General features: G+C 38.9%; 5 protein-coding genes and 1 pseudogene. 1 reads left to right on the forward strand and 5 read right to left on the reverse strand.

The annotated features are described in order from the left end of the window. Window positions 1-15: 15 nt before the first annotated feature. Complete coding sequence (gene dgoD / locus LOZ80_RS30015) at window positions 16-1164, forward strand: galactonate dehydratase (protein ID WP_238168038.1); 1149 nt, start codon at window positions 16-18, stop codon at window positions 1162-1164. Window positions 1165-1243: 79 nt separating this feature from the next. Here dgoD and LOZ80_RS30020 read toward each other — a convergent pair whose 3' ends face one another. The 5 genes and pseudogenes from LOZ80_RS30020 to LOZ80_RS30040 form a co-directional block, all read right to left on the reverse strand. Further along, complete coding sequence (locus LOZ80_RS30020) at window positions 1244-2077, reverse strand: DUF72 domain-containing protein (RefSeq protein WP_238168039.1); 834 nt, start codon at window positions 2075-2077, stop codon at window positions 1244-1246. A gap of 238 nt (window positions 2078-2315) precedes the next feature. Then, window positions 2316-11342 carry an RCC1 domain-containing protein gene (locus tag LOZ80_RS30025; RefSeq protein ID WP_238168040.1) on the reverse strand — a complete coding sequence of 3009 codons (9027 nt, stop codon included), beginning with the start codon at window positions 11340-11342 and terminating at the stop codon, window positions 2316-2318. Between the two features lie 708 nt (window positions 11343-12050). Beyond that, window positions 12051-12665, reverse strand: a complete 615-nt coding sequence (locus LOZ80_RS30030) for a hypothetical protein (protein ID WP_238168041.1) — start codon at window positions 12663-12665, stop codon at window positions 12051-12053. A 318-nt stretch (window positions 12666-12983) separates the two neighbouring features. Next, window positions 12984-13103: pseudogene (locus LOZ80_RS30035) on the reverse strand (DUF72 domain-containing protein); the annotation flags it as partial. A 91-nt stretch (window positions 13104-13194) separates the two neighbouring features. After that, window positions 13195-13917 carry a hypothetical protein gene (locus LOZ80_RS30040; RefSeq protein ID WP_238168042.1) on the reverse strand — a complete coding sequence of 241 codons (723 nt, stop codon included), beginning with the start codon at window positions 13915-13917 and terminating at the stop codon, window positions 13195-13197. Window positions 13918-14109 lie beyond the last annotated feature (192 nt).

Genomic DNA, 14109 nt, shown 5'->3' on the forward strand with positions numbered 1-14109 from the left:
GAGAGGAAGAATCTGATGAAAATCACCAAACTGGAATTGTTTAAAGTACCGCCTCGTTGGTTGTTTCTGAAAATCGAAACCGATGAAGGGATTACGGGCTGGGGAGAGCCTGTCGTCGAGGGCAAAGCCGATACCGTAGCTGCTGCCGTGAGAGAAATGAGCGACTATCTCATAGGCACAGATCCGATGCGGATCGAGGATATGTTTCAAGTGCTATACCGCGGGGGATTCTACCGCGGCGGACCGATTCTGTCGAGTGCCATCTCCGGCATCGAGCAGGCGCTGTGGGACATTAAGGGCAAGTTCTACAATGCCCCTGTATATGATTTGTTAGGCGGGGCGTGCCGCGATCGCACGCGTGTCTACTCTTGGATCGGCGGGGATCGTCCGAGCGATGTCGGGCAAGCCGCTAAGCTGCAGGTTGAGGCCGGTTTCACCGCGGTGAAAATGAACGCCACCGAAGAGATGCACTACATCGATTCCATCAGCAAAGTCGATGAAGCTATCGCCCGCATCGCAGCCGTACGCGAGGCCGTCGGCAAAGATGTCGGCATTGGCATTGATTTCCACGGGCGTGTCCATAAGTCGATGGCCAAAATCATCGTCAAAGAGTTGGAGCCTTTCCGCCCGATGTTTATTGAAGAACCTGTGCTTCCTGAGAATAATGAAGCGCTCAAAGAAATCGCCCGCTATACCTCATGCCCTATAGCAACCGGCGAGCGCATGTACACGCGCTGGGGCTTCAAAGAGCTGCTCGCGCAAGGCATCGTCGACATTATCCAGCCCGACCTCTCCCATGCCGGAGGTATCCTGGAAACACGTAAAATCGCAGCCATGGCCGAAGCTTACGATATCGCGATTGCTCCGCACTGCCCGCTTGGTCCTATCGCATTGGCTTCGTGTTTGCAGCTCGACATTTGCTCCCCTAACGCCTTCATTCAGGAGCAAAGTCTGGGCATTCACTATAATCAGGGCAGCGACTTGCTGGATTACCTGAAAGACCCTTCCGTGTTCCAGTATGAAGAAGGCTTCGTGAAGAATCTGACTGCACCGGGCTTGGGCATCGAAATCAACGAGGAGAAAGTCCGCGAAATGGCCGCAATCGGACATAACTGGAAAAATCCCGTTTGGCGTCAAGCGGATGGCACCGTTGCCGAGTGGTAACTATCAAGCCTGTAATGGGAGCAGCACTCTCTGCTGCTCTCCTTGCGGGAAATTAGCTCATCCCGTAAGTCGTCTGCTTTTAAAACAAATCCAGCTGCCTCGGCGCTAAGCCCTCGTAATCAATCCCCAGCATCTCCATGAGTTCCTTCGCGTTCCCTGCCGCATGTCCTCCGGAATTGTTATTGAAGATCACACAAACCTCCCGCGTTTGCTTGTGCAGCTCCAGCAGCCACCCCTTCCACTCCTGCAATTCCCGCTGATTGTAGTTATACAAATACCTGACCTCACGCCAATTCGTCTCGCTATTTTGCACCCAGCCGCCGACATTGCGGCCATGGAAACGAACCATCGTCATCTCCGGATGCGTCACCTCAAGCACCGTCGGCACCGAGCCAATCCCTGCCTGCGGCTCATCGCAGATGCTGTGCATCCAACCCTCACTGCGCATAAAGCTCAGAGTCTTCTCCCGCATATCATCCGTGAACCAACTCTGATGTCTAAATTCGAGTGCTAAAGGAACATCGCCCATTCTCGCTTTGGCATCGCGCAGAACAGCCACATTCGGTTTCGTGCAATCGAACCAAGGCGGGTACTGAAACAGCACAGCCTTGAGCTTGCCCGCTTCTTGAACCGGCCGAATAGACTGCATGAACACCTCAAACATCTGATCGATCCCGCCTTCAAAAGGGTTCTCGCCCCGCAGATGCCCCGTCATGCCTTGGTAGGCTTTGATAATGAAGCTGAAATTATCGGGTGTTTCCTGCAGCCATTTGAGATAGTTTCGTTCTGGCTGTATCGCGTAGAATGAACTATCTAGCTCCACGATTGGGAAATGAGCGCCGTACTCGCGCAGCTTGCCTCTGCTGCCGCCTAGTTCGTGGTCGCCCCAGCCGGATAGGCCGATGTTGATCATCGTTGTTCCTCCTTCTGCCGTTGTTATCTCTAGCCCATCCCTCGAGCGTTATTATCGCATACACTAGAATATCAAAACTAGCTCCCCTATAAAAGATTTGCATAAAAATAAAGAGAACTTCACATATAACGTGTAAGTTCCCTTTATTGGTTTTTAAAACATGTTAATTCATTAGTCACATTGTCTACTGTAGTGAGACTATTTCAGACATGTACTGTTAATTGTTATTGGGAGGGTATCATTGTTGACCTTGCATTGGTTGTATTCTCACTGGAACTGCCTTGTTTATAAGCGTTCCATCCCCCAATTGTCCTACATTGTTTCGTCCCCATGTCCATATACTTCCATCGTTCTTCATCCCTACGCTAAAGCTTGAAATATTAGGATACAGTTGTGAGGTTGGCGCTTCACTACTTGCCGATACTCCAATTACAGATGTTAACCCTGATACTTGCACCGGTGTGGCGCTATAAACGTTACTTCCATTCCCAAGCTCGCCATGCGTATTCGTACCCCATGCCCAAGCTGTTCCATCACTTTTTATCGCAAGATTGTGATCTGAATTGCCTGCCGAGATAGACACCACATTACTTATCGGAATCTGGTATGGAACATATCTTCCTTTACAGTCGCTTTCGCAGGTCAAAACTGTCCCATCATTTTTAAGAACCAGATTAAAACTATAACCAGCTGATATTGCTTTTATCGAAGATCCAAAGCTCGCTATTTGAGTAGCACCATCGTATCCCACTAGCCAAACGGTGCCATCATTTTTTAAAGCTACAGTTTTACTATTGTTTGCTGAGATAGCAACAATCGAATCTAATTGAGGTATTTGCGTTGGTTGGGAGATGTAGTTTGTATTATGTCGACCCAGTTGAAAGGCAACATTATTCCCCCAGCCCCATACAGTGCCATCACTTTTTAAAACCACACTGTGATAATATCCTGCAGATACAGCTATTACCGAATCTAGGTTTACTATCTGTGTCGGGGACTTAATACCGTTCCCCCATTCCCACGCTGTGCCGTCGCTCTTTAATGCTAAACTATGGCTTCCATTCGCAGAAATAGCGACCATATTATCTAATCCAGGCACTTTAGTATATGTTGATTGAAACCCTCCTGAAACGCCAGTACCCAATTGCCCCAAGTCGTTAGATCCCCATGCTAATATTGTCCCATCATTTTTTAATGCAAGGCTGTGGTTATTTCCAGTTGATACTCCCGGTATAATTGGCAGAGTTGCTTTTATAATCATCCAACTCTCAGACCAACCTGACCAGATATATCCGTCGGATACTCGTATCTTAGTCTTAAGGGGGACCTCCGTTGGCATATCCACTGGAATTCTCCATCCACCCTCTGTAGCTGTGTTATACAGACTTAGATTGCCAGAGTCATACACAATGGTTGAACCATTTAAGACTTGTACCTGATACTCAGTGAACAATGTTCCAATATTATCGCTTAGATTCCAAGAAATTGATGGAGTCTTACTTGAAAATAAAGTGGGTGATGTGGATGTTCCCGAAGGTACGGTTAGTGTCGCTAGAGGCGCTATATTGGCTTTTAGCGTTACAGGTATAGACCTACTGTTAACCGTTCCGTCCCCCAATTGTCCTACATTGTTTCGTCCCCATGTCCATATACTTCCATCGTTCTTCATCCCTACGCTAAAGCTTGAAATATTAGGATACAGTTGTGAGGTTGGCGCTTCACTACTTGCCGATACTCCAATTACAGATGTTAACCCTGATACTTGCACCGGTGTGGCGCTATAAACGTTACTTCCATTCCCAAGCTCGCCATGCGTATTCGTACCCCATGCCCAAGCTGTTCCATCACTTTTTATCGCAAGATTGTGATCTGAATTGCCTGCCGAGATAGACACCACATTACTTATCGGAATCTGGTATGGAACATATCTTCCTTTACAGTCGCTTTCGCAGGTCAAAACTGTCCCATCATTTTTAAGAACCAGATTAAAACTATAACCAGCTGATATTGCTTTTATCGAAGATCCAAAGCTCGCTATTTGAGTAGCACCATCGTATCCCACTAGCCAAACGGTGCCATCATTTTTTAAAGCTACAGTTTTACTATTGTTTGCTGAGATAGCAACAATCGAATCTAATTGAGGTATTTGCGTTGGTTGGGAGATGTAGTTTGTATTATGTCGACCCAGTTGAAAGGCAACATTATTCCCCCAGCCCCATACAGTGCCATCACTTTTTAAAACCACACTGTGATAATATCCTGCAGATACAGCTATTACCGAATCTAGGTTTACTATCTGTGTCGGGGACTTAATACCGTTCCCCCATTCCCACGCTGTGCCGTCGCTCTTTAATGCTAAACTATGGCTTCCATTCGCAGAAATAGCGACCATATTATCTAATCCAGGCACTTTAGTATATGTTGATTGAAACCCTCCTGAAACGCCAGTACCCAATTGCCCCAAGTCGTTAGATCCCCATGCTAATATTGTCCCATCATTTTTTAATGCAAGGCTGTGGTTATTTCCAGTTGATACTCCCGGTATAATTGGCAGAGTTGCTTTTATAATCATCCAACTCTCAGACCAACCTGACCAGATATATCCGTCGGATACTCGTATCTTAGTCTTAAGGGGGACCCCCGTTGGCATATCCACTGGGATTCTCCATCCACCCTCTGTAGCTGTGTTATTCAGACTTAGATTGCCAGAGTCATACACAATGGTTGAGCCATTTAACACTTGCACCTGGTATTCAGTGAACAATGTTCCAACATTATCGCTTAGACTCCAAGAAATTGATGGAGTCTTACTTGAAAGTAAAGTGGGTGATGTGGATGTTCCCGAAGGTACAGTTAGCGTTGCAAGAGGCGCCGTATTCGCTTTTAACGTTACAGGTACGAACCTACTGCTAACCGTTCCATCCCCGAGTTGTCCTACATCGTTACGTCCCCATGTCCATATACTTCCATCGTTCTTCATTCCTACGCTAAAGCTTGAAATATTAGGATACAGTTGTGAGGTTGGCGCTTCACTACTTGCCGATACCGCTATTACAGATGTCAACCCTGATACTTGCACAGGTGTAGCGCTATAAACGTTATTTCCGTTCCCAAGCTCTCCATGCGTATTCGTACCCCATGCCCAAGCTGTTCCATCACTTTTTATCGCAAGATTGTGATCTGAATTACCTGCAGAAATAGACACTACATCATCAATCGAAATCTGGTATGGAACATACTTTCCTTTACAGTCTCTTTCACAAAACCAAACTGTCCCATCATTTTTAAGAACCAGATTTGAACTATAACTAGCTGATATTGCTTTTATTGAATTTCCTAAGCTAGTTATTTGAGTAGCACCATCGTATCCGACTAGCCAAACGGTTCCATCGTTTTTTAAAGCTACGGTTTTACTATTGTTTGCTGAGATGGCCACAATCGAATCCAATTGAGGTATTTGCGTTGGTTGGGGGATGTAGTCAGTATTATGTTGCCCCAGTTGAAAGGCAACATTATTTCCCCATCCCCATACAGTGCCATCACTTTTTAAAACCACACTATGGTAATATCCTGCAGATACTGCTATTACCGAATCTAGGTTTACTATTTGTGTCGGGGATTTAATACCATTCCCCCATTCCCAAACTGTACCGTCAGCTTTCATTGCTAAATTATGTTTCCCATTAGCCGAAACTGCGACCACGTTGTTTAAACTAGGTACTGTAATAAATGTTGACTGAAACCCGTTTATAAAGCCATTACCCAATTGTCCGGAATCATTAGCTCCCCATGCCCACACGGTTCCGTCCTTTTTAAGAACCAAAGTATGACTATCTGCAGTAGCAATGGGTTCATTAATTAACACATTTATTTCACTACTTGATTCGGAAGAATTTCTAGCATAATCATTAGCTTTAACTGTAAATTTATAGATTTTATTTTCCTTAAGATTCGATAACTTAATAGCCGTTGATGAAGTGACCGTCATCAGCGTTGTACCGTCGTAAATTGTGTAATCAGCTACTCCAAAATTATCACTTGCCGCATCCCAAGTTAAAGTAATACTTGTGCTATTTTTAGCGTCGTACGTTAAGTTTTGAGGTTTGGAAGGTGGTGTTTTATCAATTTTAATTTCGGTACTAGCAATACTACTTATGTTCCCGACATTGTCAATTGTTCGTGCAAATATTTGGGTTATACCTTCATTACTGATTACGTAAGAGTCATGATAATCAACCCATTGTCCATTACTTCCAACTTGATACTGGCTCTTCTGCACACCACTCAGAGCATCAACTCCACTATAAATAGCTACTGTAACTGTTTGGTTTGTCCAATTGCTTGTCCTTGGAACTATAGTTGGCGACACTGGCGCTGTCTTATCAATTTTAACTGTTGTTTTTACCTCGTTGCTGATATTTCCTGCATTATCAATCGATCTTGCCTTTACATCTCTTTGTCCTTCATTTGTAATAGTAAACTGATCCACGTAATCCGTCCAAGTCCCATTAGGTTCAATTATATACTGAGTCCTTTGTATACCACTAAGACTATCTATGCCTGGGGAAACTGTTAATGACACATTTGAATTTGTCCATTCAACAGCACTTGCCGTTACTGTTGGATTGGTTGGAGCGGTTCGGTCAATTAAAATTATAGCGTGAGCATCATTGCTAATGTTACCAACTTTGTCAATTGTACGCGCAAAGACATCCGTTGATCCTTCTGTAGTAACTGTTATTGTAGAATTAGAAGGATAATTAATCCACGTCCCATTGGCACCGTATTTGTATTGCGTTTTTTCAACTGTACTACCGCTATCCGTACCCTCATTAATGTTAAAGGAAACATCAGCATTTGACCAATTACTGTTGCTTAGATTAATAATGGGTTGGGTGGGACTTGTTTTATCAATAAAAACAGTAGCACTTGTTTCAGCACTTATATTACCTGCGTTATCAATAGTTCTTGCAAATATTGAGGTTTTTCCCTCGTTTGAAATGGTTACTTCAGCATTGTAATCAGTCCATACTCCGGTAGCCCCAAATTTGTACTGGCTTTTTTGTACGCCACTTATGCCATCCATTCCGCTAAGAATAGTAAACGTCGCATCACCACTAGTCCATGTAGATGGTGAGTAGTTAATAGTCGGTTCAGTAGGTACATGCTTATCAATATTTATTTGTCTTTTAATTGGTTTTGAGAAATTGCCATTCTTATCAATAGCCTGCACAATTAACTCGTGATGACCTTCTGAACTTACAGTAAACGGTTGCAAGTATTCATTAATATCATTACCATCTAATTGAAAAACTACTTCTTTCACGCCGGAATCTATGTCTTCTGCATTTATCGCGACTAAAGTATCTGTAGAGTACCAATCATTTACCCCAGTACTCCCATGAATACCGATAGAAACCGTCGGTAGAACTCCATCTTGGGAACTCCGCGCGTCCAAGATAGATATCGGGAATATTTTGCTATCAGTAGTGCCATCACCATTTACATCTAAGTCTAATATTATAGCATGATCAATATCCGTATTTGACTTTATTATAGTAGTTGGACTTAGGGGTACATTCTCAAACCGAACTGTTTTTATAGGATTATTTGCGTTATCATATTCAATCATAGTAAAATTCATCAAACCGTTATCAGTTCCTATTAACTTCATATCATAAACGTCTTTGTTAAGAAGAACAACTTTCTTATCCCCTAACAAATAGTAAGCACCGTTTTTAATATTACTATCAATAGTACCATCCGTGTTTGGTCCTGCATGGGCTCCACTTTGACTATAAATATGAACATCAACTGGGCATTCATATATTAATTTAAGTGTTGGAGTATCCTTACGTTGTCTTCTAATTTTATCGCTAGCCAGAATTTCCGGGTGACCATTTAAAATATTCAGCACTTGATTTAGAACATCATTATTACTTTGCAACTGTCTATGCATTTCGTCTACATAATATGTTTTATCTGGATTACCCCTACTAATATCAGCACTAATAACAGGAACAGTTCCATCACCATTAATATTACTAACATCATTTACAGACATATTACTATGATCGCCTTTATATTTTACAATACCAGCAGTCTTATTCTGATCCCCTACTATATAATAGGAGTCAACAAGTTGATGAGGAAATTGTATAGTATTATGAAACTGTTTTATTTGATTAATTAATCTGCTATTTACAAATGGTCGTTCCCTCTTTAAGAAATCTATTGTTTCATCAAAAGTATTAAAGTTATCTTTTTTGATATCTACTATAGATCTTCCGTTAGTTCCTACACCAACCTCTTGATACATTTCTCTAGTTACATATGGGAGCGGTTGATTCCCTGATGATGATTGTTTGATAGCTTCAAAATATCTTTCACTAGGAAATAGTTGATAACTTGACATTGCATTCGAAAGTAATGACTGAACAGCTTCCTTAGTACTTCTAGGGAAGTAATTAGATCTAAAAAGATCGCCTGCATATCCAAAAATTGAATTATAATTTTCCAATGCCCCTAATCCTACAGGAGTACCGAGAAATGGCGTTCCCAAAAAGATCGCTTTTTTTATCTTGGTACCACCCGTTTTTTGAATAAATCTTGTAGCAACTAGCCCCCCCATACTATGGGCCACAATAGATACATCATCTGATTCAGATAAATATTCAACATAGGAAGCAAGCTTATCAGCGGCTGTGTCAATGTCCAATCTCCAATCATATCCCATTGGGATGACATTGTAGCCTTCATTTTGCAAAGTTTCTATAGCCTTTCCATAGTACTGTTTACCCGGAACTCCTGGTTGAATATTCCTAACTGAATGCCCTGCCTCATCCAAAGCAAGCTTATCTAATTTGAGCGAAAAATCAAGACTGGCAACCCCATCAATCTTAAACACATCATCATCATATTCTTTTAAATTACTTCCCATAATCCCTGGCAGAAAAATAATATTACCTTTTGGTAACACAAGCACATCTTCTTGAAGTTCATATTTTTTCTCGTAGATATCTTCTACTTCTAAAGTAAACGTATAATTATTAGGCTTATCGATCCTTGTATAAATTTCATCATCTGATCTGTCACTTGTCCTAACAAAAGCTAACTGATTACAAGTCAGCTTCATACTTTTCACACTAATATTGTCAGCATAGTATCTAATTGAAGTAACTTGACCTGCTTTTACATGATCCTGAAAGACTATACCAAGTTGCGGAGCAGCTACAGTATGAAAAAATTCAGATGTTGGATCAGATACATTGCCAGCTGTATCCCAAGCAATTAATTTAAATTTATATCGGGTTAGGGCTTTATTTGGCGTCCACGTAATTGTTGAACTGGCAGCCAATCTTTCCCATGAGTCTAATTCTCCAAGTACAGTACCGTCATCACTAAGTTCTTCAACTGTTAGTTTAAGTGATTTTATTGACTTATTATCATAACCAGAGATATTGACGTTTATTGGTTTACCCTTTTCAAAGGGTTGATTATTTGCAGGAATATTGATTACTGCAAACGGTTTCTGCGTGTCTATCATACTTGGATCAATAAGATTTACTGTCCAATATTCGCTTTTATGACATCCTTGTCCCATAATAGGGTCCATGTAACAGAAAGCATATTTTATCTCGTATTCTCCTGGCTCTTGAGAAGAAGTATCCCATTCAAATGGAATTCGAGAATACGCAGATAAATTCACACCATTTTCACCATGAACTAGATGTCTACTAAATTGATCTAGCTTCTCGCCATATCTATTTGGCTTAAACACACCTATGTATACTTCTGAAATTTGTTGCTCAATATTAATTGAGGTCGTCACAAGATTTCCAATGCTATACGTAACTGGGCTTGGACTTTTCCCATAGGAAGTTATTCTTACATACTCGTTCCCATATACATCACCCGTAATCGTTCCCGTAGTATCTATGGAAACATCACGTAGATACTTTTGCTCATAAGCAGCTACAAGGTTAACTAAACCATATCCGTACTTCTCTTTTTCACCAATAATTTTTGAAGAACGTAATAGCGATAACTTTACTTGTTCAGCAGTCCAATCAGGATGAGCGGACCAAATCTCTGCTGCAGCCCCTGTAATGTAAGCTGTTGAAAAAGAAGTGCCATTAACTGTTGTATAGTCGTTATTATAATTAGTAGTTAATATATTTGACCCAGGAGCTACAAGGTCTATTTTATCTCCATAATTTGAAAAAGGTGAAATTTCCAAGCTTTGATTTAATGCGCCTACAGACATAACTGTAGGATATCTAGCAGGATACTTAACTGCATTAGCACCTTCATTACCAGCAGAGGCAACAACTAAAATACCTGCATCCCATGCTTGTTTCATAGCATCCTGGAGAATAACACTGTTATAAGAACCAGTAAAACTCATATTGATAATATTGATTTTATTTTCAATGCACCAATCTATAGCTGAAACAATCTGACTATAGGAACCATTACCCTCTCTATCTAAAGCTTTAACGGAATATATACTTGCATTTGGTGCAATACCCACTGTTCCATGTCCGTTAATTTTCGAACTGATTATTCCTGCGATTTGAGTTCCATGGCCATTATCATCATTATAACTATCACTTACTAGTGCTACTCCACCTAGAACACTAAGTTCAGAATGAGTTAGATCCACTCCTGTATCTACAATAGCTACTTTAATACCACTACCTAAAACCCCAAAATTCTGAAGGCTTTGGGTGTTTAATGCTTCATATCCCCAAGTCAGTGTCTCATTATTTGGATAAACATTTCCTGCAACAGTGACTGGGTAGTCCGGTTCAATAATAAGTACGTCAGGGTTATTAGATAAATTTTGATATTCTTCATTATTAAGTTCCAATAAAGTCTGATTAAAATTCTTGAACTCTTTAAGAAGTTTGCCCGTTATATTTTGCTTTCTCATAAAACTCTGGCTGATAGTATTCTTTGAAATTTTCGATTTGAATTTCACTAAATATTTTCTTTTAGAGAAGTTATCCATATACACTGAAGAAGTGACACTATCTAAACCATAATGCTCACCTATCTTGCTCTCCGTTGAATACGATTCTCCAGTAACCGTGTCCCTGTCTTGCTTAGTTATATCATTAGGAGCGACATGAGCATTAATCTTTTCTGTTTTGACTTCCTTATTTACATTTTCTGATGCATTACCTGTTAGTGTTGGCATCATAGCGTTAAAAAAAAATAAAAATACTAAAAAAAGAACCAAATTATTTTTGAGCCTCTTCAATTCTGCTCCTCCTTAGAATGATTAGATTACAAAAATATCAGTTAAATACTTAAATTTTTGTTGCATACTGTGCCGCATAATATTGATTAGTACTCTCAGATTCTCACACGATAAATTACTACAGAATACCTTGTACCCTACTTATTAATGAATTGCACAAGATCACTTCCTTCACATATATTGAGATATTTGTTAGAAATCATTGTATTCAACAAGTATCTTATTTTTTTACTTTATTCGGTAAAAACTAACAACTTATTCTATAGTTTATATCCTTACTCAATTGAGTGCATTAAGATAAATTGTATTTTTTTGTATTTTCATGTCGAATTCAGTAAAGATAAGATAAATTGCATTTGTTTTTATAAAATTCATAACACATTTGAATACCCAACAAGAATTTCTTTCGAAATTTCGGTAATCTCCAAATGATCCTAATCACACTTATATAATCATTTTATTTTTTAAAAATTCAGATGTATCACATTAAAATAATAGTTTTGATGAATTCGGATAAAAGAAAAAGTCTTAGAATTCAGACAGACTAATCCAATACATTCAAAAAAAGTCACTTATGTAAGTTAGCGTTGCTTACTTACATAAGTGACTTTTCACCCACATAATATATATTTAATTATTCTATATTCACTTTCTTACTAGAATATATCAACTATTAAAAAATATATCCTTAAAAGAAGAATTTCCTTATTATTTAAGACATATATTAGGGATAGATGACGCCGCATAATTGGCATCTCTACAGGCTAGAAACTTCTTAGATGCAGAATATCTCATTGTGGACTGTTTATTATCCTCAGTGCTTATTAACTCAATTGTAATATCCTCAATATCGTTTAGTGGTCTTATCGACTGTAAAAGATAATTCATATCTTCCTTACTAAGGCTAGCATTTTTTTTGAATATATATAATGTTTGTCCTCCAAATTGTTCAATACTTACTATTGAGAAGCCATCTTTTAGATTTTGTTTATAATACAAAGAATTTTCATCAATAGTTTTTTGATATTGTTTATTCTCAAAATCCTCAAATATATACGTTCCGGTATTTAATAGGACAAATAGAATAACTGCCCCCCATAGACATAGGATAAATTTATTGATATTCAGAAGTTTATAATACACTTTGTAAACAATAGTGATAATTATCATCACAAAAATAAGTATTGCACTTTCTATTAACTTATCAATTAGATTCTTAGGGGTTGAGAAAAGGACTCTCAACGGATCAATCATATAATACCATAGTCTAGTAAGTAATAAAGTGGAAATCAAAACAAAAAATGCAGTAAAATAACGCCTCAATATATTCACCTCTTTTGTACTAGTCTGAGTTTCTAGTATATAAAAATACTATTTATATTTTATCACAGTAATTTGATACTATCGCACTTTCTAGAATGAAGCATGAAAATGAAGTACAGAAGAGTAATTAGGTGATACTACAGCAAACAAATTTCAATCAAAACTTTCACTTCCTATATTTACTTATCAATCTATGTTTAGTAATTCATATTCGAATTATAATATTCACTAAGTGATTTTAACCATAAAGGTTAAAATACTTCATAATAAGTGGTTATTTTGAAACATTTAACCCATTATAGCCCACAACTGTACTTATATCGCATAGAATGAACTATCTAGCTCCACGATTGGGAAATGAGCGCCGTACTCGCGCAGCTTGCCTCTGCTGCCGCCTAGTTCGTGGTCGCCCCAGCCGGATAGGCCGATGTTGATCATCGTTGTTCCTCCTTCTGCCGTTGTTTTTCTATATTTTACCTATCTGCGAGCAAGGGGACAACTAGAAGACCCGTGTAACCCCAATTCGTTTTTATTTTATATTTTGAGATACTTGAATTTTCTTTATTAGTTGCTCCTTTGGTAACTTTAAATCCGTCCTTGTATACAATGTGATATTCAAATAATTATTATCTGTTGTATAGTAATAAAAACTAATCTCCGAAAACCTTAAATCATTTAATAAAGTTGCTACTCCTAAGCATTTCTCAATAAACGCCTCATTTGATAAATTTTCACTGCCTTCGTTCCACTTGATTACTGCATTCATAGATGTCGGTCTTATGTTACTGTTAATCATTTCAGTAAACTTCATCGAGAGATAGTATGATTCCATATTCTTAGACTCATTACTATAACCATTTCCACCAATAAAGTTTATCGTAGTATTGCTCATTCGGATAATGGGAGAAATCATTTGATTAACGACGTTGGCTCCTTCAATTTTAAACTTTTGATCCAACAGATTCTCAAAAACTACTTCTCCTTTATCGTTTAATTCGATCCAAAATTTAATTATCATCCCATTTATTTCTGCTGTTACAGGAACATTGTAATCCAAACCAAATACTGAGGAACCAGGGGAAAACAATTGCTTTTTTGGACTAAATATTTGAAATGAAATAAAATTATATTTATTTTGCAAATTCTTAAACGCAATATTTTTTACTCGATGATGATCCCAAAGTACATGTATAACAAAAATAAAAATAATTAATAGCACAAAAATAGTAATAGTTTTTTTCCCATTGCTCACAAGCTCCCCAACCTCCACTTCTCTTACAGCAAATCTATATTTTCCAACCCTTCAACGAAATTCATATTAATTTCAAGCTAGAGATAATTAAAAACAGCAAAAGTCTAGCTTAAAATTCTTGATTACCATAGATTCAGTGACCATAAATACAATTAGGACTAGAACGAGATACCATTTCCTGAAAAGAATTGA

Source organism: Paenibacillus sp. HWE-109 (assembly GCF_022163125.1).
Lineage (GTDB): Bacteria > Bacillota > Bacilli > Paenibacillales > NBRC-103111 > Paenibacillus_E.

Excerpts from the sequence above, each read along its gene's own strand:
- LOZ80_RS30020 (WP_238168039.1), bottom strand. The coding sequence starts at position 2,077 with ATGATCAACATCGGCCTATCCGGCTGGGGCGACCACGAACTAGGCGGC.
- dgoD (WP_238168038.1), top strand. The coding sequence starts at position 16 with ATGAAAATCACCAAACTGGAATTGTTTAAAGTACCGCCTCGTTGGTTG.